Here is a 21,457-nt window from a genome sequence, read left to right as displayed (position 1 = left end):
CGGCATCAACCTCGAACGATCCCACAGTGGAGACTGCAATGAGCTACAACGAAGCGAAATTCTGGCACCCGATGCTGCACCCGAACGAGATGAAACAGCGCAAGCCGATCCGCATCGTGCGCGGCGACGGCTGCTACGTGTTCGACGAGGAAGGGCGGAAGCTCGTCGACGGCGTCGCGGGCCTGTGGAACGTGAACGTCGGCCACAACCGCCAGGAAGTGAAGGACGCGATCGTGCGCCAGCTCGACGAACTCGAATACTTCCAGCTGTTCGACGGCATTTCGCATCCGCGCGCGGAGGAGCTGTCGAAGAAGGTGATCGACCTGCTCGAACCGGAGGGCATGCGCCGCGTGCTGTACAGCTCGGGCGGCTCCGACTCGATCGAGACCGCGCTGAAGATCGCGCGCCAGTACTGGAAGGTGCGCGGCCAGGCCGACCGCACGAAGTTCATCTCGCTGAAGCAGGGTTATCACGGCACGCACTTCGGCGGTGCGTCGGTGAACGGCAACACGGTATTCCGCCGCAACTACGAGCCGAACCTGCCGGGTTGCTTCCACGTCGAGACGCCGTGGCTGTATCGCAACCCGTTCACGCAGGATCCCGAAGAACTCGGCCGGATCTGCGCGGAGATGCTGGAACGCGAGATCCAGTTCCAGAGCCCCGACACGGTGGCCGCGTTCATCGCGGAGCCGATCCAGGGCGCGGGCGGCGTGATCGTGCCGCCGGCCAACTACTGGCCGCTCGTGCGCGAGGTGTGCGACCGCTACGGCGTCCTGCTGATCGCCGACGAAGTCGTGACGGGCTTCGGCCGCAGCGGCAGCCTGTTCGGCAGCCGCGGCTGGGGCGTGCGCCCGGACATCATGTGTCTCGCGAAGGGGATCTCGTCGGGCTACGTGCCGCTCGGCGCGACGGTCGTGAACGCTCGGATCGAGGACGCGTTCGCCGCGAACGCCGATTTCGGCGGCGCGATCATGCACGGCTACACGTATGCGGGCCATCCGGTCGCTTGCGCGGCCGCGATCGCGAGCCTCGACATCGTCGTGAAGGAAGACCTGCCGGCCAACGCGGCGAAGCAGGGCGCGTACCTGCTCGAAGCATTGAAGCCGTTCGCGGAACGCTTCGCGGCGGTCGGCGAGGTGCGCGGCAAGGGCCTGATGCTCGCGCTCGACCTCGTCGCGAACAAGGACACGCGCGAGCCGATCGACCCGCTGTCGGGCTATGCGAACGCGGTCGCGGAAGTCGCGCGCGAGAATGGCGTGCTGGTGCGCCCGGTCGGCACCAAGATCATCCTGTCGCCGCCGCTCGTGATCCAGCGCGAGCAGCTCGACCGGATCGTCGACGCGCTCGCGGCGGGCTTCGAGGCCGTGCCGTTCGCGTGAGCGTGACGGCCCACCGGCGGCGGGCAGCGCGGCTGCCGCCGGTTTGCCGATTTGGGCTATGACCGGATTATTTTGCCTGCGTATTTTTTCGACATCGGATCGACGTTTGATCGACAAGGGGCCCGGGTAACGAAGCGCCGAAGCGCCGCCCCGGGCTGACCGCAAGGCAGGGAACCCGGGCCGCCGGCGAAGCGGCGGCCCGGTTCGACACTTGAAGGAGACAGGGATGTCGGGATGGTCAGGAGTTACCGGCGCAGCGGGCGATACGCCCGCCGGCACGCCGGCTGAAGCAGGCGGCGGAACGGCGCTGAAGGCGGGTGCGGTCGGCTTTCCGACCGCGCTGGCGAGCGCCGTCGGCCTCATCATGGCGAGCCCGGTGATTCTCACCGCGACGTCGGGCTTCGGGATGGGCGGCTGGGCGTTCGCGATCGCGATGATCATCGCGTTCGTGATGATGCAGGCGCAGGCGACGACCTTCTCCGAAGCCGCCGCGATGCTGCCGACGGCCGGTTCTGTTTACGATTACCTGTCGTGCGGGCTCGGCCGCTTCTGGGCGATCACCGGCACGATCTCCGCGTATTTCCTCGTGCACGTGTTCGCCGGCACGGCGGAAACGATCCTGAGCGGCATCATGGCGCTCGTCAATTTCGAATCGCTGAATGCGGCGTTCGAGAAGCACAACAGCTCGTGGCTCGTCGGCGTCGGCCTCGTCGTCACGTTCGCGATCACCAACATCATCGGCATCAAGGTGTTCAGCAAGCTCGAGATCGTGCTGACGGCCGGCATGTGGCTGTCGCTGATGATCTTCGGGATCCTCGGGCTCGCGGCCGCGCCGGCCGTGCATCTCGACGGCTGGTTCGGCGGCTCGGATGTCGGCACGTCGGTGCCGGCCGTGCTGTCGCTGGTCGGGATGGCGATGTTCATGTTCGTCGGCTGCGAATTCGTCACGCCGCTCGCGCCGGAAATGAAGGCGCCGGGCAAGACGATTCCGCGCGCGATGGCGCTGGGCCTCGTCGGCGTCGCGATCTGCATGTTCCTGTACGGCGCGGCGATCCGCCGCCAGGTCGCGAACGTGCCGGTGAGCGCCGACGGCCTCACGCACCTGCTCGACACGCCGGGCGCGATTCCCGCGTTCGCGCTGCAGGTGCTGGGCCCGTTCGGCCGCGTGTGGTTCGGCATCGCGTTCCTGTGCGCCGGCGCCGCGACGATCAACACGCTGATGGCCGGGCTGCCGCGCATCCTGTACGGGATGGCGATCGACGGCGCGCTGCCGCGCTGCTTCGCGTACCTGCACCCGCGCTTCAAGACGCCGGTGGTCGGCATCGTCGCGTCGGCGATCGTGCCGATCTTCCATGCGTGGCTGATCAACGGCAACCTCGACAGCATCCTGCACCTCGTGCTCGCCGCGACCTGCGCATGGGGCACCGCGTACCTGCTCGTCACCGCGTCGGTCGTGATGCTGCGGATTCGTCGCCCGGACCTGCCGCGCCCGTACCGTTCGCCGCTGTTCCCGCTGCCGCAGATCGTATCGAGCGTCGGCATCATCCTGGCGATCTGGTACATCACGCCGCCGGGCATGAACGCGCGCGACATCTACGTGCCGTTCGGCGCGATGCTCGGGCTCACCGCGCTGTACGCGCTGTTCTGGACGCTCGTCGTGCAGCGCCGGCATCCGTTCAGGCCGGTGCCGGTCGAGGAAGTGCTGCGCAACGAGCACGTCGCATCGTGAAGCTCGCGCTCGCGCTCGCCCGCTGGCGCGCGGCGCCCGATGCACCGCCGCCCGGCCATCGGCCCGGCGCGCTCGCCGCGCGCGTGCTGGCCGACCTGCGCGCCGAGCGCGAGGCCGACGGGGCTGCCGGTCTGACGGCCCGGCTGCCGAACGGCGTGCGCGTGACCATCGATGAGCGCGTCGACCGCCAGTTCCTGATGCATACGGTCAGCGTGACGGTGGCGGCCACCGCGTGCGGCCCGGCCGTGCAGGGCAGCGCGCGCGTGCGCCAGACCGGCTGGCTGCGCAGCACGGGTATCGACGCGGTGGCCGTGCCAGGATGCGACCCCGGATTCGTCGATGCGGTGGCCGCGCTGGTCGCCGAACCGTCGCTGGCCGACGCGCTGCGGCCGCTGCACCTGACCGACTGTACGATCGACGCACGCGACGGCCGCTGGACGCTCGCGATCGTGCCGTTCGGCGGCAGCGAGGTCGTGAACCGCATGCCGTCGTTCCGCCGCTACGTTCGCCTGACGGGCGAGCAGGCCGGCGCGCTGTCGGCGGCCTGTCTCGCGTTCGAAACCGCACTACGCAGGATTTTGCACGGGTAAGCTATGGCGTTGCGCGCCGGGAACCGGCGGCCGCGTTTAAGGGTTTTACCGGAGATGCCGATGCTGTTCCAGTCACGCTCACACGAAGACGTGCACGATCACGGGCTCGCGATCGCGGGCTGGCATCAGGTCTACCGCCAGATGACGCCGGGCCGCTTCAAGGGCACCGTCACGCAGGTGCTGTACGACGATTTCCACTTCTTCCGCGAAACGACCAACCGGCGTGTCGCGCAAACCGGGCTCGCGCCGGCCGGGCGTACGTCGCTCGCGGTGCCGCTGTCCGTGCCGCTCGCGGGCACGTTCCAGGGCCAGCCCGTCGACGGCTACGCGCTGCTCGCGCTGCGCGCGGGCGAGGATTTCGAATTCCACACGCCGGAAGGGATGGGGCTCGTCGGGATCAGCGCGGCGTCCGACATGGTCGACGAGCTGTGCGAAGCCGAATTCGGCGCATCCGGCGCACGCAAGTTGCGCCACGTGACGCGGCTGTCCGACGAGCAGGGCGTCGCGCTCGGCGTGCGGCTGTCGTCGCTGATCGACGATGCGCAGCGCAACCCGGGCCACCTCGAATACGCGGCCACCCGCAAGATGTTCCGCGACGCGATGCTCGGCATGTTCCTCGATGCGCTCGAGCAGGGCATCGGCGTCGAGCGCCGCGACATCACGCACGCCACCTACAGCGATATCGTGAGCCGTTGCGAGAAGCATCTGCGCGACCGGCCCGAGGAACCCGTCACCGTGCTCGAACTGTGCCGCGCGCTGCGCTGCAGCCGCCGCACGCTGCAAACGAGTTTCCAGCGCGTGGCCGACGTCACGCCGGTCGGCTATCTGCGCACGATCCGACTGAACGCGGTGCGCCGCTTGCTGCGCACGACGCCCGTGCAGCAGCTCGGCGTCGGCGAGGCCGCCGCGAGCTGGGGGTTCACGCACCTCGGCTATTTCGCGCGCGAGTATCGCGACCTGTTCGGCGAACTGCCGTCGCAGACGACGCGCCCCGAATGACACGCGCGCGCCGCGCCGGCGCCGCCGGGCACCGTCGCGGGCAACGCATGCGACTGTTTGCCGATTTGCGATAGAGGTCCTGAATTTTCGCTGGATAGAGTCCTGTCACCCATATCGACAACTCCATCGATCTGCACTGCGAATCGATGACAACAGAGGGGCGGGACATGAAGATCGGACGACGACTGGCCGCGGCTGCGGCGACGCTGGGCTGCATGCACGCACATGCGCAGACCTCGGGCAGCGTGACGCTGTACGGCACCGTGGATACCGGCATCATCTACTCGACGAACCAGCAGTTCACGCGCGCCGACGGCAGCACGGGCGGCGGCCATGCGTGGCAGATGGGCGGCGGCAACCTCGTGCCGTCGCGGTTCGGCTTCCAGGGTGCCGAGCCGCTTGGCGGCGGGCTCAATGCGCTGTTCACGCTCGAGCAGCAGTTTCTGTCCGCGAACGGGCAGGCGCTGCAGGGCGGCACGGCGTTCAGCCGGCAGGCGTGGGTCGGGCTGCGCCAGGACGGCATCGGCACGCTCGGCCTCGGCCGCCAGTACGACTCGTACACCGACATGCTCGGCGCTTACGTGTCGAGCAACAACTGGTCGACGCCGTACGGCTCGCACCTCGGCGACGTCGACAACCTGAACGCCGCGTTCAACTTCAACAACGCGGTGAAGTTCACCAGCGCCGATTTCAACGGCCTCACGTTCGGCGGCACGTTCAGCTTCGGCGGGCAGGCCGGCGATTTCTCCGCGAAGCGCGGCTATGCGGTCGCCGCGACGTACACGCGCGCGCCGGTCGCGTTCTCGGTCGGCTACCTCGACCTGCACCAGCCGCTCGACGCGGCGCTCGGCGGCGCGACCGGTTATATCGGCGATTTCGCGTGCAGCAACCCGGGCGCGATGGTCTGCCTGTTGCAGGACGCCGGCTCGATGCGCGCGTTCGGCGCGGGCGGGTCGGTCACGTTCGGCGACGCGACGATCGCGCTCACCTATACGCATACGCGCCTCGGCGACAGCCGCTATTTCTCGACCGCCGCGCAGCCGCGCACGCAGGCGTTCACGTTCGATATCGGCGAGGTGAACGCCACGTACATGTTCACGCCCGCGCTGCAGGGCGGCGTCGCCTATATCTTCAACGCCGTGCATACCGACGGGCGCGGCACGACGCGGTTCCACCAGGTGAACGTCGGCACGAACTACAGCCTGTCGAAGCGCACGGCGCTGTATGCGGTCGCGATCGGCCAGATCGCGAGCGGGAAGGGGCTCGGCACCGACGCGGACGGCAACGCGGTGAACTACGCGCAGATCCCGGTGCTCGCGAACAGCAATTCGAGCCGGCAACTCGCGGTGATGGCCGGCATTCGTGTGAACTTTTAAGCGCAGGGCACGGGACACGGCACGCGGAACGCGTGCGGCGGGCGACGCGCAACGGGCGGTGAGCAGCAGGTGGGTGGCGGGCGGCCGGGTTGCCGCCCGACTCGCAGTGGCAAGCGCTCGGCAGGCGCCGCGCACCGGTGATCGCCGTGTGCCATAAATTCTTAACGATCGGCGTGAACAATGGCGTTCGCAACAGGCGGCCAGACGCATCTCCCGCGTTGCACACGTGTGCAACGCCTGGCCGTCCCGCCACCACGCCGAACGAGAGAGACCTCATGACCTTGCTGAGCCGCCTGCGCGCGCTGTCCGCCGCCCTTGCGCTGTCCTTCGCCGCCACGCACGCCGTTGCCGCGGATCTCGTCATCGCAGGCCGCGACGACATCTACGGCAAGGGGCTGGCCGACGCCGTCGCCGGCTTCAACAAGCTGCACCCGGGCACCGAGATCGAGCTGCTCAAGCTGCCGAACGCGAACCTGTACCAGAAGCTCAAGCTGTCGATGCGCGAAGGCACCGGTGCATACGACCTCGTGATGATGGATGACACGTGGGCGCCCGAATTCATCGGCAACGGCTGGTTGAAGCCGCTGCCCGCGTCGCTCGCCGACGCCGATCTCGTGCCGTCCACCGTCGCGCTCGGCCGCAACTCGGCCGGTGCGCTGTACGCGCTGCCGATCGTCGGCAACGTCGAAATGTTCGCGTACCGCAAGGACCTGCTCGCGAAGTACAAGCTGCAGCCGCCGCGCAACTGGGACGACGTGCTGAAGATCGCGCAGACCGTCGGCGGCGCGGACAAGAGCGTGTCGGGCGTCGTGTTCCGCGGCACGAAGGGCAACCCGGTCGTGACGGGCTTCCTGCCGATCCTGTGGGCCTACGGCGGCGACGTGTTCGACCGTGCCGGCAACGTGACGATCGATTCTCGCGAAGCGCAGGCGGCGCTGAAGACCTTCCTCGCGCTGAAGGCATCCGCGCCGAAGGACGTCGACGTATATGGCGCGGCCGAAGTACGCGACGCGCTGCAGCGCGGCACGGCCGCGCAGTCGATCGAGGTGTGGCCGGCGTGGGTGCCGGCGCTCGACGATCCGAAGCAGTCGCGCGTGGTTGGCCAGATCGCGCTGCAGCCGCCGCCCGGGCAGACCGCCGGCCCGGCGCCGATGCTCGGCATCTGGCAGATGGGCATCCCGAAGGACGCGCCGCACGCGAAGCTCGCGCAGGATTTCCTCGCGTACCTGACCGCACGCGACACGCAGACGCGCCTTGCCGGCATCGGCATTCCGCCGACCCGCCGCAGTGTGTTCAACGATCCGGCGCTGGTGCGCCAGTACCGCTGGTATCCGGATCAGCTGAAGGCGCTCGAAGCCGGCCGTGCGCGGCCGCGCGTGAACGACTGGCAGCAGGTCGAGAGCATTCTCGGCGACCAGCTGCAGCTCGCGCTGACCGGGCAGGCCGCGCCCGACGCCGCGCTGCGCCAGGCGCAGCAGAAGATCGCGCAGGCGACGGCCGCGGCCGGCAAGTGACCGCGCGTCTCCAACCCTCGCCGGAACACAGCGCATGAAAGCCTTCGGCCGCAGCCTGCCGTTCGTCGCGCTGCTCGGGCCCGCGCTGCTGGTGCTCGCCGCGCTCGCGCTGTATCCGGTCGCGCAGGTGCTGATCGATTCGTTCTGCCGGGTCGACTACTCGGCCGGCCGGCGCGCGTTTGCCGGGCTCGCGAACTATCGCGCGGTGCTCGGCGACGACGCGTTCACGGCCGGCTTCGGCAACACGCTGCGCTTCACGATCGTCGCGTCGCTCGCCGAAGTCGCGCTGGGCTTCGGCCTCGCGCTGCTGTTCGTGCGTGCGTTTCCGGGGCGACGCATCGCGCTGCCGCTCGCGATCCTGCCGATGATGCTGTCCACGCTCGTGTGCTCGGCGATCTGGCGAAACTGGCTCAACTTCGACGGCTTCCTGAATGCGCTGCTCGCGGCGTTCGGCGTCGAAGGCGTGCGCTGGCTGTCCGATCCGCATCTCGCGCTGTGGTCGCTCGCGCTCGTCGACGTGTGGCAGTGGACGCCGATGGCGTTCCTGATCGTGCTCGCCGGGCTGCAGTCGATCCCGCAGGAGCTGTACGAAGCCGCGCGCACCGACGGCGCGAGCGAGTGGCAATGCCTGCGCGACATCACGCTGCCGCTCGCGGCGCCGCAGATCGGCCTTGCGCTGCTGCTGCGTTCGATCGACACGTTCAAGCTGTTCGACAAGGTCTATGCGCTGACGGGCGGCGGCCCCGGCAACGCGACGCAGACGCTGTCGACCTATATCTACGACACGGGCTTCCGCTTCTTCAACGTCGGCCCGGCGAGCGCCGCGTCGGTGCTGATGCTCGCGGCGTCCGCGCTGCTGGTCTCGGGGTATGTATGGCAGACGGTTCGCAAGCGGCGCGCATGACGGCGCAACCCGCTCGCATCACGGGTGCGCGATCGGGCGCCGCATTCGGCCGCGCGATGCCGTGGGCATTGCGCATCGCCGCGCTCGCGCTGTTGCTGCTGCCGTGCCTGTGGATGGCCGGCGCGGCGTTCATGCCGACACTCGAACGGCTCGATCATCCGTTGCGGATCTGGCCGGCCGCGCCGACCTTCGAGCATTTCGCCTCGGTATGGTCCAATGGTATCGGCGCGCCGCTGTTCAATTCGCTGCTGGTCGGCTTCGGCACGACGCTGCTCGCGCTGGCGCTCGCGTTTCCGGCCGCGTACGCGCTCGTGCGGCTGCGTTTTCCGGCGCGGCTGGACCTGCTGTTCCTGGTGCTCGTGCTCGCGTTGAAGCTGATGCCGCCGATCACGATCGCGGTGCCGCTGTTCGCGCTCGCGAAGCGACTGCACCTGCTCGATTCGACGCTCGGCCTGATGCTCGCGTACCAGATCTATGCGCTGCCGATGGCGATCTGGATGCTGCTCGCGTTCGTGCGCGACGTGCCGATCGAATACGAGGAAGCTGCCTGCATCGACGGCGCGGGGCTTGCTCGACGCCTCGTGCAGATCGTGCTGCCGCTGTGCGCGCCGGGGCTGATCGCGACCGCGATCTTCGTGTTCATCGCCGCGTGGAACGAATTCCTGATCGCGCTGCTGTTCGTGTCGACGCCGAGCCGCTTCACGCTGCCGCTCGCGATTGCCGGCTACGTGACGGAGAACGGCATCGACTGGGGCGACCTGATGAGCGCGGGGTTGATGGCGTCGCTGCCCACGCTGGCCGTGGCCGGCTATGTGCAGCGCTACCTGCTGCGCGGGTTCGCGGGCGGGCTGAAGTGACGCGCGGCGCCGCCGCGCCCGATCTCCCCTGGTTATGCGCAGCTGGCCCGCACCACCTGCGTGACCGGCACGATGCGCGTGCGCGACGGGCCGTCGAACGTCTGCATCCGGTCGGCGAGCAGGTCGATCGCCGCATGCGCGAGGCCGCGCGTGTCCTGCCGCAGCGTCGTGAGCCGATACGCGTCGTATTCGGCGGCCGGGATGTCGTCGAAGCCGATCACGCGCACGTCGTCCGGCACGCGCAGCCCGAATTCGCTGCGCGCCACGTCGATCACGCCGAGCGCGAGCAGGTCCGACGAGCAGAACACGCCGTCGGGCCGCTTGCCGTTCGCGAACAGTTGCCGCGCGGCTTCGACGCCGCTTGCATGGGTGTCGGACGGCGTGTCGAGCACGTGTGCGAGTGTCGCGTCGAATGCATCGCCGCGCCCGATCGCATGCTCGAACGCGGTAGCACGCGACTGCGCGCTGTAGCTCGCGCCGCGCGGCCCGACGAACGCAAGCCGGCGCGCGCCGGCCCGCACGAGCCGCTGCGCCGCATGGGCGGCGCCCGCCGAGTTGTCGCTGACGACGATGTCCGCGCCCGGCAGGTTCGCCTCGCGGTTGATCATCACGACCGGGATCCGGTGTTCGAGATACTGCTGCGCCACCGACAGCGGCGGCGACGCGGACGTCATCACGAGGCCCGCGATCCGGTAGCTGAGCAACTGTTCGAGCGATTGCCGGACCTGGCGCGGATCTTCCGCATTGGTCACGAGCGGCGTGAGCGCGCGCTGCCCGAGCGCGGCCATCAGGTCCGACAGCAGCCGTGCGCGAAACGGATTCTCGAACCCTGCTGTCACGACGCCGATCATGCTGCTGCGCTGCGTGATCATGTCGCGCGCGATCAGGTTGACCTGGTAGCCGAGCGCGCGCGCGGCGACCATCACGCGTTCACGCGTCTGCGGGGCGATGCTCGCCGTCGGCGAGAATGCACGCGACACCGCGGAGCGCGACACGCCGGCGCGCGCCGCGACATCCGACGCCGTGACCCACGGCTTTCTTTCCTTGTCATTCATCGATTCATGATCCCTTCGAGCCATGATACGTGCATGCCGCCCGCCGACTGGATGTCGGCGCTCGACGATGCGCGACTGCTGCATACGCTGACCCTACCGGGCAGCCATGACACCTGTGCGTATACCGTCGACGACGGGCTCGTGCGCACCCAGCGTGCGCCGCTCGATGCCCAGCTCGCGCATGGCGTGCGGCTGCTCGACATCCGCTGCCGGCACGTGCGCGATGCGTTCGACATCCATCACGGCGGCATCGCGCTCGGCATGACGTTCGACGACGTGCTGGCAACCTGTGCGCGTTTTCTCGAAGCGCATCCGCGCGAATGCATCGTAATGTCGGTGAAGGATGAATGGCCGGCCCATGCTTGCACGCGCAGTTTCGATGCGACGTTCGACGCGCATCGTGCGCGGCATCCGCGGCTGCGCTGGCATGCCGGCGGCACGCTGCCCACGCTCGGCGACGTGCGCGGCGCGATCGTGCTGCTGCGGCGTTTTCGCAGCAGCCGGCCGCTCGGCATCGACCTGACCGCGTGGCCCGACAACGCGACCTTCACGATCGATCATCCCGACGGCGCATTCGTGATCCAGGACGAATACCGCGTGCCGGTGGCCGCGTCGATCGGCTGGAAGTGGCGTGCGATCGACACGCTGCTGACGGACCTGCCGTCGCCGGACAGCGGCCGCTGGGCGATCAACTTCTGCAGCGGGACCGGGATGGGCGCGAATCCGTCGGTGGTCGCGCACGGCGACAGCAGGGTGCGGGGCATTCATGCGCGGCTGGCCGAGCGGCTGCGCGAGCAGCCCGGCCCGTATGGCACGATGCTGCTCGACTTCTGCGACGACGACGACTGGGCGCTGGTGCGCGCGCTGATCGCGTGCAACGACCATGTGCCGGCGCCGGGCGCCTGGCGCAAGACGTTTCGCTGTTAGCGGAGGCAATGCGCGGACTTCGGTCCTGGTTTGCTGGTCAGGACCCGCTGCGCGAGCGCGACGATCCGTGTGCGTCGCCGATCGTGATGCAGAAATGCAGTTTGTCCGTCGTTTCGGGATTTTCGGTCTGCCAGACCTCGGCGTCGGACACCATCGTGCGGCGGCAGAACGCGGCGGCCTCGTCGAGCGGCAGGTCTGCGAGGCAGACGGTGCCTTGCGGCGCGCTACCGTGTCCGACCCGTCCGTCGGCAGCCAGGACCCAGCCTTCCCAGCCGTAGATCGGGATGCGATGCAGGACACAGAAGTCGATGCACTCGAGCGCGGCGGCGAGCGGCAGCACGATTTCGCGACGGGAAATCGACTGGGCGGCGAGCGCGGGCGGTATTGCGCCGAGTTGAGACATGGCGGGCCGGACGGCGACGGCGTGGCGGGCGACGGGGTGCCGCTCAGCGCGTCGCGATCATCACCGCGGCACCGGCCATCGCGGTCGCGCTCGTGCGGTTGGCGAACCGCTTCGCGCGCGCCGACGTCAGGAACGCTCGTGCGCGTGACGCCAGCAGCGACCAGAGGCAGTCGGCAAGGATCAGGACCGCGAGCATCGTGCCGACCAGCTCGGCCCATGCGGTCACACCCACGTGCGAGAGATCGACGATCGTCGGCAGCAGCGCGAGATAGAACACCATGATCTTCGGGTTGCCGAGCGTAACGAGCATTCCCGCGACGAACATGCGCCACGGCGACTGGCCGCGCGGCAGGTCGTCGTCGCCGGTCGCGGTCGGTGCCGTCCACATCTTCCACGCGAGGAACAGCAGGTACGCGACGCCGAGCAGCTTCAGCACGATCAGCCCGGCCGCGAACGTGCGCGCGAACGCGGACAACCCCGCGACCGCGAGCGTGAGCCACAGCGCTTCGCCGAGCCACATGGCCGCGAGGAACGGCAACACGTCCCGCACGCCGTTCGTCAGCACGCGCGCGACCAGCGCGGCGACGCTCGGCCCGGGCGTGCCGGCGGTGACGAGCAGGGTGACGGCGAAGACGGCGAGCGCGGACAAAGCCATGACGAACCTCTTGGGTGGGGGCGTTCGAAACGTATGAGGTTTCGATTATAGTGACGGCCGTTCCAGACTGCCTGCCTGAATTGCCGTGATGACTGCATCGATCCTGATCCGTCCCGCCACGCCGGAAGACGCGGCCGCGATGGCCGCCGTCGAAGTCGCCGCCGCGCAGCGGTTCCGCGCAATCGGCATGACCCACATCGCCGAAGGCGAGCCGACCGATGCGGCGGCCGTGCTCGTGCGTATCGACGACGGTCGCGCGTATGTGGCGGTCGATGAGCAGGGGGCGTGCGTCGGATTTGCGTTCTACCGGCTGCTCGATGCGCAGCGGCTTTACCTGGAAGAACTGGATGTCGCGCCGTCGCATGCCGGACAGCGGATCGGCGCGCGCCTGATCGAACAGGTGACGGCGCGCGCGGCGCAGGAGGGGATCGCGGAGATCGTGCTGTCGACGTTTCGCGACGCGCCGTGGAATGCGCCGTACTACGCGCGCCTCGGTTTCAGCATCGTCGACGACGCCACGCTCGACGACATGCTGCGCGCGATCCGCGCGCACCACGTCGCCCTTGGGCTCGACGAGACGCAGCGCGTGTTCATGCGGGCGGACGTGCGCCGCTGAACACGCGCTGCCGGGCCGTCAGGCCGCGTCGCTCAGCGCCGGGTAATCGGTATAACCCGTTTCGCCTTCCGCGTAGAACGTTTCCGGCACCGGCTTGTTGAGCGGTGCGCCGAGTTCGAGGCGGCGCGGCAGGTCGGGGTTCGCGATGAACAGCTTGCCCCATGCGATCGCGTCGGCGTTGCCGCTTGCGAGCGCGGCCTGCGCGGTGTCGAACGTGAACTGCTCGTTCGCGATCAGCGGGCCGCCGAACGCTTCCTTCAGGCGCGGGCTCAGGTGGTCGCCCGAATACGACTCACGCGTGAAGATGAACGCGATCTTGCGACGGCCGAGTTCGCGCGCGACATAACCGAACGTTGCCGCCGGATCGGAATCGCCCATCGTGTGCGCGTCGCCGCGCGGGGCAAGGTGCACGCCGACGCGGCCGGCGCCCCACACGTCGATCGCCGCATCGACCACTTCGAGCAGCAGGCGTGCGCGGTTCTCGATCGGGCCGCCGTATGCATCGGTGCGGTGGTTGGTGCTGTCCTGCAGGAACTGGTCGAGCAGGTAGCCGTTCGCACCATGGATTTCGACGCCGTCGAAGCCGGCCGCTTTCGCGTTCTCCGCGCCCTTGCGGTACGCGGCGACGATGCCCGGGATTTCGTCGAGCTCGAGTGCGCGCGGCGTCACGTACGGGCGCTGCGGACGCACGAGGCTCACGTGGCCGCCCGCGGCGATCGCGCTCGGCGCGACCGGCAGGTCGCCGTTCAGGAACACCGGGTCGGAGATCCGGCCGACGTGCCAGAGTTGCAGCACGATGCGCCCACCGGCCGCATGCACGGCCTGCGTCACCTGTTTCCAGCCCTCGACCTGCTCGTCGGACCAGATGCCGGGGGTATCTGCGTAGCCGACGCCTTGCGGTGTGACCGACGTTGCTTCGGTGATGATCAGGCCGGCCGTCGCGCGCTCGGCGTAGTAGCGGGCCATCAGTGCGTTCGGTACGCGCGTCGCACCGGCACGGGAGCGGGTGAGCGGCGCCATCACGATGCGGTTCGGCAGGGTCAGGTCGCCGAGGGCGACGGGATCGAACAGGGTGGGCATGGCAAATAACCTCTTCACGAAAGGCGGGAAACCGTCGCGTCATGGGCGACAGCGCTCCGCATGGCCGGTTCGGCCGTGTTGACTAGAGTTCGCGGCGCAGGGCGTCGTGAAATGCGTCGATGACGGCCTCGTTGCGCTGAAAGAACGCCCACTGGCCGATCCGTGTCGACGTCACGAGCCCCGCGCGCTGGAGCGTCGCGAGGTGCGCGGAGACCGTCGACTGCGACAGCCCGCAGCGCGCGTCGATCTGGCCCGCGCAGACGCCGTGTTCGTACGGCAGCGTCTGGTTCGGGAAATGCTCGCCCGGCGTTTTCAGCCAGTTGAGGATTTCCCGGCGCACGGGGTTCGAGAGCGCTTTCAGGATCGCGTCGATGTCGAGTTCGGTCGGCATGGAGGGGTGGGGTGTTTCGGTCGGGCAACAAGGTATCGTCGATGTGCGAATCTTATATCGGAATTTTGCGATATGTTTGAAAGCACTGCTGGCAATGGGGTTGATAGCTGACCCCAGCCCACAAAACTGTCCCGGTGGAAAGTGGAAAGTGCCGGCATGACGCTGTCATCGAGACAAGGACGTCATGCCATGAAGAAGAGCGAGTTCACCGACGAACAGATCGCCTGCGCGTTGAAGCAGGACGAGCGGGGTGCCCCGTGCGTGGACGCCAGACGCTGCGCGGTTCCGCGCATATCGCGCAATCAGATATCCATCGCGAAAATAACCATTTGGTACACGCATCGGCGGGCATTACAGTCTGGCCTCCTGCCGGCTGCACCGCCGGTCGTTCCGACGTTATTCCAGAAATTCGCCACATGAATCGTTTGATGCGTTCCAGGGTCCGCCGTGCCGCGGCCGCGCTGTTCGTGCTGGGCCTCGTGCCGGTTTCCCATGCGGCCCAGCCGACGTTGCGCGTCGGCATCGACGCCGAGTCGTACCCCCCGTTCTTTTCGAAGGATGCCTCCGGCAAGTGGAAAGGCTGGGAAGTCGACGTGCTCGATGCCGCGTGCGGCAAGCTGAACGTGCGGTGCGAACTCACCGACATCGCGTGGGACGGCCTGATTCCGGCGTTGCAGAATCGCAAGATCGACGTGATCTGGTCGTCGATGACGATCACCGGCGAGCGGCAGAAAGCCATCGATTTCAGCCGTGCGTATTACGAATCGCCGACGGTGTTCGTCGGCGCGAAAAGCGACCGGCGCCGCGTCGACTGCGCGGCTCCCGCGACCTTCAAGGGCCGCGTGATCGGCGTTGAAGCCGGCACCAACTTCTCGGCCTTCCTCGACACCCGCTTCAAGCAGGACGCGCAGATCAAGGCGTTCGACAAGTTCGACAATGCGCTCGCCGATCTGGTGTCCGGCCGCGTCGACTACGTGCAGGAAGGCAAAGGGTTGTTCACGGCGTTCCTCGCGTCGCGCGACGGCAAGGACTTCGAGGTCAAGGCCACGTGCGCGGACGATCCGGTGCTGGGCCTCGGCGTCGGCGCGGGCGTGCGGCGCGGCGATGCGCTGCGCGGCAAGCTGTCGACCGCGATCGCGCAACTGCAGCAGGACGGCACGTGGGACGCGATCACCGCCCGCTATCCGAACCTGAAAGGCACGATCGAGAAGGGCCGCTGACCCCATGGCCGCGGACGATTCGCTGCTCGCGCTGCTCGCATTCGGCGACGGCGGCTACGGCCGCGTGTTCGCGGGCGCGTTCGCGCTGACGTTCGGCGTCGCCGCGGCGTCGTTCTGCACCGGCGTGCTGCTAGGTATCGCCGGCGCGCTCGGCAAGCTGTCGCGCCACGCAGCGCTCGTGTGGCCGGCGCGGCTCTATACGACGCTCGTGCGCGCGCTGCCCGAGCTGTTGTGCCTGCTGCTCGCGTTCTACGCGGTCGCACCGGCCATCGAGAACGCGCTGCGCGGCAGCGGCCTCGTATCCGCCGACTTCGCGTTCGACCCGTTCGTCGTCGCCGCACTGTCGCTCGGTTTCATCCAGGGCGCGTATCTCACCGACATCTTCCGCGCGGCGCTCGTCAACGTGCCGGTCGGCCAGATCGAAGCCGCGCACGCGTACGGGATGACGCCATGGCAGACGTTCGCGCGCATCCGGCTTCCGGCCGCCGCGCGGCTTGCGTTGCCGGGCGTCGGCAACGTGTGGCTGAACGCGACCAAGGACGCGTCGTTCATCAGCGTGCTCGGTTCGTTTACGGATCTGCTGAAGGCGAGCCAGCTCGCGGCCGGCGCGACGCGGCACTACGTATTCTTCTACCTCGTCACGGCCGCACTGTTCCTGCTGTTGAGCATTACGTCGAGCGGCCTCTTCGCGGTGCTCGAACGGCATGCGAATCGCGGCACGAGGCGCGCGACCACATGATCTTCTCGCTGCCTTTCCTGCTCGACACGGTGATGCCGAAGCTGCTCGCCGCGGTGCCGACCACGCTCGCGCTGACGCTTGTGTCGGGTGCGGCCAGCCTGCTGCTGGGCGTGCCGCTCGCGCTCGCCGCCGGTGCGCGCCATACGCCGTTGCGCTGGTCCGCGCGCAGCTGGCTCATGCTGATCCGCGGCACGCCGCTGCTCGTACAGCTCTATCTGCTTTACTACGGATTCGGCCAGATCGTCCCGCGTGAATGGATGCGCGACAGCTGGGCGTCGCCTCTGCTGCGCGACGCGTTCTGGTACGCGATCGTCGCGTTGAGCGTGAACGAGAGCGCGTACGTCGCGACGATCCTGCGCGGCGCGATCGCCGGCGTGCCGGCCGGCGAGATCGAGGCCGGCCATGCCTACGGGATGACGCGCGTGCAGGTGCTGCGCCGCATCGTCGGCCCGCGCGCATGGCGGCTTGCGCTGCCCGCGCTCACCGGCGAGGCGATCCTGCTGCTGAAATCGACCGTCCTCGCGTCGACCGTGACCGTGTTCGACGTGATGGGCACGGCCAATGCATTGCGCTTCGAGACGTTGCGCGTATACGAACCGCTGGCCGGTGCGGCGATCGTCTATGTCGTGCTGGTCGCGCTGCTGACCATTCCCGCCGCCCGTCTCGAGAAGCACGTCAATCGCTACCTGACGCGCACGACCGACGACCGCCTGCCCGTACGGCGCCGCCGTGCGTCGTCGGGCGCGTGGGCGGCACCCAACTGATTCCTGCCTGGTACCGATTTCGACGATGTCCGATCCTCGCCCCTTGCTGTTTTCCCTGTATGAACAAGCCAGTGTCGGCTGCGGCGGCGCGCCGAGCCTGTGGACTCATCCCGCCGACGAGCGGCTGCGCGCGAATACGCTCGCGTTCTGGTCGAACCTCGCGTGCACGGCCGAGCAGGCCGATCTCGACATGCTGTTCTTCGCGGACGTGCTTGGCCTGTACGACATCTATGGTGGGTCGGCCGACGCGGCGGTCCAGTGGGCGGTCGAGGCGCCCGCGAACGATCCGATGATGCTGATTCCGGCGCTCGTCGCGCAGACCGAGCGGCTCGCGTTCGGGGTGACCGCGAGCACGACCTACGAGCACCCGTTCGCGCTCGCGCGCCGTTTCAGCACGCTCGATCACCTGAGCAACGGCCGGATCGGCTGGAACATCGTGACGTCCTACCTGACGAGCGCGGCGCGCAATTTCGGGCTCGACCGGATGATCGGCCACGATGAACGCTATGCGCGCGCGGAGGAGTTTCTCGACGTCGCCTACAAACTGTGGGAAGGCAGCTGGGCGGACGACGCGGTCGTCGCCGACAAGCACGCGCCGCGCTATGCGCGCGGCGACCGCGTGCGACCGATCGCGCACGACGGCACGCATTATCGCGTGCAGGGGCCGCACGTCTGCGCGCCGTCGCCGCAGCGCTCGCCGGTGCTGATCCAGGCCGGCTGGTCGGGGCGGGGGCGCGAGTTCGCGGCGAAGCACGCGGAGGTGGTGTTCGTCGCGAAGTCGAATCCGCACGAGATTCGCGCGGGCCTCGACGAGATTCGGCGGCTCGCGGCCGAACGCGGCCGGGCGGCGGACGACGTGAAGTCGCTGACGGTGCTGCGGATCGTGACGGCGCGCACGTCGAGCGACGCGAAGGAGAAATATCACACGCTGCAGCAGCACTATCACCAGCGCGCGCAGCTCGTCAGCTATGCGGGCGACACCGGCATCGACATCGACCGCTATGCGGACGACGAACCGCTGACGACGCAGACGGAAGGGCTGACGTCCTACGTGGTGCGGCCGGACGGCAGCGGCAAGCCGCTCACCGCCGGCGACGTGCGGCGCAAGTTCGCGAGCGTCACGCGCGGCACCGACCTGATCCTCGTCGGCTCGCCGGACGAAGTCGCGGACCAGCTCGCCGAGCACGCACAGCAGTCGACGACGAGCGGCTACATGCTCAATCCGCTGATCAGCCCGGGCACGCTCGACGATTTCGCCGAACTGATCGTGCCGGAACTGAAGAAGCGCGGCCTGTACCGCACGACGCCGGCGAGCGGCACCTTCCGTTCGCGGTTGAGCGGGCGTGACCGCCTGCCGGACACGGCCTATGGCGCTTCGTTCCGGTTTCCCGTGGCTGAAGCGGGCTGACCAGCCGATCAATGCCGGACGACTTTCATCGGAGTGGCGTGACATGATCGATGACGTACTGTTCCTGCAGCAACCGCGTCGTGCCGACCGGAATCTTTCGGCATGAACGGCGCGACGAACGAAACCATGGACGCGACGCGGCGCGAAGATCGACCCCATCGATCGGCGTCGTCGCCGGTCCTGAGCGCCACGGGCATCGCGAAACGCTTCGACGCGACCGTCGCGCTGGCGGCACTCGACCTGTCGATCGGCGCGGGTGAAGTCGTCGCGCTGATGGGCGCGAACGGCGCCGGCAAGTCGACCTTCGTCAAGATCCTGAGCGGCGCGCTGCAAGCAGACGGCGGCACGCTGACGCTGCGTGGCGACCCGTATCGGCCGGCGTCGCCGCACGCGGCCAAGCGGCTCGGCGTCGCGACCGTGCACCAGTCGGTGGCCGACGCCGTCGTGCCGACGCTGTCGATCGCCGACAACCTGCTGCTGGACCGGCTGTGCGACCCGGCCTCGCCGTGGCGCGCACCGCCGGCCGCGCGGCGTGCCGCGGCGCGATCGCTCGCCGCACGGGTCGGGCTCGATGTCGATCTGGCGGCGCCGCTGGCCTCGCTGTCGCTGGCCGACCAGCAGCGCGTGACCCTGGCGCGCGCGCTGGCCGGGCAGCCGTCGTTGCTGATTCTCGACGAACCGACCGCCAGTCTGTCCGCAGCGGAGGCCGAGCGGCTGTTCGTGCTGGTGGACGCGTTGCGTCGCGACGGCGTCGCGATCCTGCTGGTGTCGCATCGGCTCGGCGATTTGCGTCGCATTGCCGATCGCGCGGCGATCGTCCGCGACGGCCGGATCGTCGCCGACCTGGCCGCGCCGATCGATTTCGACGCCGCGGTGGAAACGATGATCGGGCGGCCGCTGCCGCGAGCGCGTGCCCTCGCGCCGGAGCGGGCCGCGCAGGCCGAATCCGGGCCCGGGTCAGGCTTCAGCGTGCGGCAGATCCGGCTGACGCCGACCAGTACGCCGTTCGATCTCGACGTCCGGCGCGGCGAGATCGTCGCGATCGCGGGCCCGGTCGGCGGCGGCAAGTCGCGCTTCGCGCGGACGATCTTCGGCGCCGTGCGGGCGGCGGCCGGCGAGATGACGCTCGACGGCCGGCCGTGGCGGCCACGAACGCCCGCCGACGCGATTCGCGCCGGCGTATTCCTGGCCGGCGAGGATCGCTGGCGCACGTCGTTGTTTCCCGACAGCGTCCCGTTCGCATCGATCGCGGGCACGATCGGCTTTCCGTTCCTGTCGCGCTGGTTCGCGAGCGGCGCGGTGCGTCGAGCGCGCGAACGCACGGCCGCCGCGGCGGCGATCGCGCGGTTCGGGATTCGCTGCGAAGGCCCCGACGACCGCGTCGCCCACCTGTCCGGCGGCAACCAGCAGAAGGTCGTGCTCGCGCGCTGGCACGCCGAGCCGGCGCGGCTGTTGCTGCTCGACGAGCCGTTCCAGGGCATCGATGCCGGGGCGCGCGCCGATATCGTCGATACGTTGCGGCGTCATGCGCATGAGCGCACGACGATCGTGTTCGTCAGCGATCTCGAGGAAGCCGCCGAGATCGCCGATCGTATCGTGCGGTTCGATCGCGCGACGCTCGATTGCCTGCCTCCGACTTCTTCCATCGTGGGTGCCTGCTCATGAAACCCGTGACTTCCTCCGCAGTGCGTCCTGCCGTTCCCGTCGAACGGTCGTCGCGCCCCTGGCCGGCCCGTCTCCGCGATACGCTCGAACGAACCGGCATCCTGCTCGTGCTGGCCGTCCTCGTGGTCGTGTTCGCGCTCAGGGAGCCCGCGTTCCTGAACGTCGACAATCTGTTCAGCATCCTGCAGGCGGTGTCGATCGTCGCGTTGCTCGGCATCGGCGTGACGGTCACGCTCGCGGCCGGCGGCTTCGACCTGTCGGTCGGCAGCGTGGCCGCGACCGCGCAGATGGCCGCGAGCTACGTGCTGGTCGTCTGGCACGGCAGTGCATGGGCGGCCGTGCTCGCCTGCGTCGTGCTCGGCGTGGCCGCCGGCTTGTTCAACGGCTTGCTGATTACGCGGCTGCGCGTGCCCGACCAGCTCGCGACGCTCGGCACGCTGTTCCTGCTGGCCGGCCTGCAGTTGATCCCGACCGGCGGCCGTTCGCTCGCGACCGGCTCCGTGCTGCCCGACGGCACGGACGCGACGGGCGTTTTCCCCGACGCCTTTCTCGCGCTCGGCCGGCTCCGCGTGTTCGACGTCGTCCCGTTGCCGGTCCTGCTACTCGCGGCGGTGACGGTGCTGGCCTGCGTGACGATGGAGGCGACGCGCTGGGGCCGCGTGATCTACGCGATTGGCGGCAACGAGACGGCCGCGCGGCTGGCCGGCGCGCCGGCCGCGCGCTACCGGGTCGCCGCGTATGTCGTGTCGGGCGCGATCGCTTCGCTGGGCGGCGTGCTGATCGCCGCGCGGGTCGGCCGCGGCGACGTGAGCGCGGGCCACTCGCTGCTGCTCGATGCGGTGGCGGCCGCGCTGATCGGTTACGCGGTGTGGGGCGCGAAGCGGCCGAACGTGTTCGGCACGGTCGTCGGCGCGGTGTTCGTCGGCGTGCTGCTCAACGGGCTGACGATGCTGAACGCACCCTACTATATGCAGGATTTCATCAAGGGCGTGCTGCTGGTGCTGGCCCTCGCATTTACGTTCGGCATCGGTCGCCGCGCGGACGCCAGGGCGTGATGCGTGAGGTCGTCGAGACTCGATTTGGGCACCCACGGGTTCGAAGAGGCGGCGATTCAGACCGTTTGTTATCCAAAGTAATATCGATTGCCGAATCGGTCGGTTTGAGTTCGCGTGCCGTGCTGATAGAT

Annotated in this window: 22 protein-coding genes; 17 read left to right on the top strand and 5 right to left on the bottom strand. The window is 68.7% G+C overall.

What is annotated here, in order from left to right; genetic code table 11:
• Positions 1-38: 38 nt before the first annotated feature.
• The 8 genes from FFS49_RS27830 to FFS49_RS27795 all read left to right on the top strand — a co-directional run bounded on the left by FFS49_RS27830 (position 39) and on the right by FFS49_RS27795 (position 9,348).
• A complete protein-coding gene (locus FFS49_RS27830; RefSeq protein ID WP_105818072.1) occupies positions 39-1,379 on the top strand; it encodes an aspartate aminotransferase family protein in 1,341 nt (446 codons plus the stop codon).
• 226 nt (positions 1,380-1,605) lie between these two features.
• Positions 1,606-3,108, top strand: coding sequence for an APC family permease (locus tag FFS49_RS27825; protein WP_105818071.1), 1,503 nt, complete (start codon positions 1,606-1,608; stop codon positions 3,106-3,108).
• The gene (locus tag FFS49_RS27820) at positions 3,105-3,698 is read left to right on the top strand and encodes a DUF3156 family protein (protein WP_105818070.1); all 594 of its coding nucleotides are present in this window, start codon (positions 3,105-3,107) and stop codon (positions 3,696-3,698) included. Before FFS49_RS27825 ends, FFS49_RS27820 begins: the two co-directional genes overlap by 4 nt.
• Positions 3,699-3,758: 60 nt before the next feature.
• Positions 3,759-4,697, top strand: a complete 939-nt coding sequence (locus FFS49_RS27815; protein ID WP_039344159.1) for a helix-turn-helix domain-containing protein — start codon at positions 3,759-3,761, stop codon at positions 4,695-4,697.
• Between the two features lie 167 nt (positions 4,698-4,864).
• Entirely contained in the window at positions 4,865-6,073 is a 1,209-nt protein-coding gene (locus FFS49_RS27810) for a porin (protein WP_105818069.1), read from the top strand.
• A gap of 275 nt (positions 6,074-6,348) precedes the next feature.
• The gene (locus FFS49_RS27805; RefSeq protein ID WP_105818068.1) at positions 6,349-7,587 is read left to right on the top strand and encodes an ABC transporter substrate-binding protein; all 1,239 of its coding nucleotides are present in this window, start codon (positions 6,349-6,351) and stop codon (positions 7,585-7,587) included.
• A gap of 34 nt (positions 7,588-7,621) precedes the next feature.
• Positions 7,622-8,491: a sugar ABC transporter permease gene (locus FFS49_RS27800; protein ID WP_071332264.1), complete on the top strand. Its 870-nt coding sequence runs from the start codon at positions 7,622-7,624 to the stop codon at positions 8,489-8,491.
• Positions 8,488-9,348, top strand: a complete 861-nt coding sequence (locus FFS49_RS27795) for a carbohydrate ABC transporter permease (RefSeq protein ID WP_105818375.1) — start codon at positions 8,488-8,490, stop codon at positions 9,346-9,348. The genes FFS49_RS27800 and FFS49_RS27795 overlap by 4 nt, the downstream gene beginning before the upstream one ends.
• Positions 9,349-9,380: 32 nt before the next feature.
• Here FFS49_RS27795 and FFS49_RS27790 read toward each other — a convergent pair whose 3' ends face one another.
• Complete coding sequence (locus FFS49_RS27790; RefSeq protein WP_105818067.1) at positions 9,381-10,403, bottom strand: LacI family DNA-binding transcriptional regulator; 1,023 nt, start codon at positions 10,401-10,403, stop codon at positions 9,381-9,383.
• 6 nt (positions 10,404-10,409) lie between these two features.
• Between FFS49_RS27790 and FFS49_RS27785 the strand changes: the two genes are divergently transcribed.
• Positions 10,410-11,330 carry a phosphatidylinositol-specific phospholipase C gene (locus FFS49_RS27785; RefSeq protein ID WP_171026848.1) on the top strand — a complete coding sequence of 307 codons (921 nt, stop codon included), beginning with the start codon at positions 10,410-10,412 and terminating at the stop codon, positions 11,328-11,330.
• 37 nt (positions 11,331-11,367) lie between these two features.
• Here FFS49_RS27785 and FFS49_RS27780 read toward each other — a convergent pair whose 3' ends face one another.
• A complete protein-coding gene (locus FFS49_RS27780; RefSeq protein ID WP_137910421.1) occupies positions 11,368-11,670 on the bottom strand; it encodes a hypothetical protein in 303 nt (100 codons plus the stop codon).
• A gap of 106 nt (positions 11,671-11,776) precedes the next feature.
• On the bottom strand, positions 11,777-12,388 hold the full coding sequence (locus FFS49_RS27775; RefSeq protein ID WP_105818064.1) for a LysE family translocator: 612 nt from the start codon (positions 12,386-12,388) through the stop codon (positions 11,777-11,779).
• Positions 12,389-12,476: 88 nt separating this feature from the next.
• On the opposite strand from FFS49_RS27775, the gene FFS49_RS27770 reads away from it, so the two are divergent.
• Positions 12,477-13,004: a GNAT family N-acetyltransferase gene (locus tag FFS49_RS27770; protein ID WP_105818063.1), complete on the top strand. Its 528-nt coding sequence runs from the start codon at positions 12,477-12,479 to the stop codon at positions 13,002-13,004.
• 18 nt (positions 13,005-13,022) lie between these two features.
• Here the strand turns inward: FFS49_RS27770 and FFS49_RS27765 are convergent, their stop codons facing one another.
• Positions 13,023-14,084, bottom strand: coding sequence for an alkene reductase (locus FFS49_RS27765; protein WP_039343915.1), 1,062 nt, complete (start codon positions 14,082-14,084; stop codon positions 13,023-13,025).
• Between the two features lie 82 nt (positions 14,085-14,166).
• Positions 14,167-14,475 carry a helix-turn-helix transcriptional regulator gene (locus FFS49_RS27760; RefSeq protein WP_011354559.1) on the bottom strand — a complete coding sequence of 103 codons (309 nt, stop codon included), beginning with the start codon at positions 14,473-14,475 and terminating at the stop codon, positions 14,167-14,169.
• 189 nt (positions 14,476-14,664) lie between these two features.
• Here FFS49_RS27760 and FFS49_RS42710 point away from each other — a divergent pair, with 189 nt between their 5' ends.
• The 7 genes from FFS49_RS42710 (at position 14,665) to FFS49_RS27725 (ending at position 21,326) form a co-directional block, all read left to right on the top strand.
• Entirely contained in the window at positions 14,665-14,895 is a 231-nt protein-coding gene (locus tag FFS49_RS42710) for a hypothetical protein (RefSeq protein ID WP_224755831.1), read from the top strand.
• The gene (locus FFS49_RS27750; protein WP_105818062.1) at positions 14,892-15,695 is read left to right on the top strand and encodes a transporter substrate-binding domain-containing protein; all 804 of its coding nucleotides are present in this window, start codon (positions 14,892-14,894) and stop codon (positions 15,693-15,695) included. The genes FFS49_RS42710 and FFS49_RS27750 overlap by 4 nt, the downstream gene beginning before the upstream one ends.
• Positions 15,696-15,699: 4 nt before the next feature.
• Positions 15,700-16,434: an ABC transporter permease subunit gene (locus FFS49_RS27745; RefSeq protein ID WP_105818061.1), complete on the top strand. Its 735-nt coding sequence runs from the start codon at positions 15,700-15,702 to the stop codon at positions 16,432-16,434.
• Entirely contained in the window at positions 16,431-17,198 is a 768-nt protein-coding gene (locus FFS49_RS27740) for an ABC transporter permease subunit (protein WP_105818060.1), read from the top strand. Before FFS49_RS27745 ends, FFS49_RS27740 begins: the two co-directional genes overlap by 4 nt.
• Before the next feature lie 25 nt (positions 17,199-17,223).
• Positions 17,224-18,606 carry an LLM class flavin-dependent oxidoreductase gene (locus tag FFS49_RS27735; protein ID WP_105818059.1) on the top strand — a complete coding sequence of 461 codons (1,383 nt, stop codon included), beginning with the start codon at positions 17,224-17,226 and terminating at the stop codon, positions 18,604-18,606.
• A 102-nt stretch (positions 18,607-18,708) separates the two neighbouring features.
• The gene (locus tag FFS49_RS27730) at positions 18,709-20,271 is read left to right on the top strand and encodes a sugar ABC transporter ATP-binding protein (RefSeq protein WP_105818058.1); all 1,563 of its coding nucleotides are present in this window, start codon (positions 18,709-18,711) and stop codon (positions 20,269-20,271) included.
• Complete coding sequence (locus tag FFS49_RS27725; RefSeq protein WP_105818057.1) at positions 20,268-21,326, top strand: ABC transporter permease; 1,059 nt, start codon at positions 20,268-20,270, stop codon at positions 21,324-21,326. Before FFS49_RS27730 ends, FFS49_RS27725 begins: the two co-directional genes overlap by 4 nt.
• Positions 21,327-21,457: the final 131 nt, after the last annotated feature.

Origin of the sequence: Burkholderia sp. 4NA327C6 (genome assembly GCF_005502655.1) — a bacterium.
Taxonomy (GTDB): Bacteria; Pseudomonadota; Gammaproteobacteria; order Burkholderiales; family Burkholderiaceae; genus Burkholderia; species Burkholderia contaminans.
Note: the sequence above shows the minus strand (reverse complement) of the source record. Positions and strands in the feature narration are given on the sequence as shown.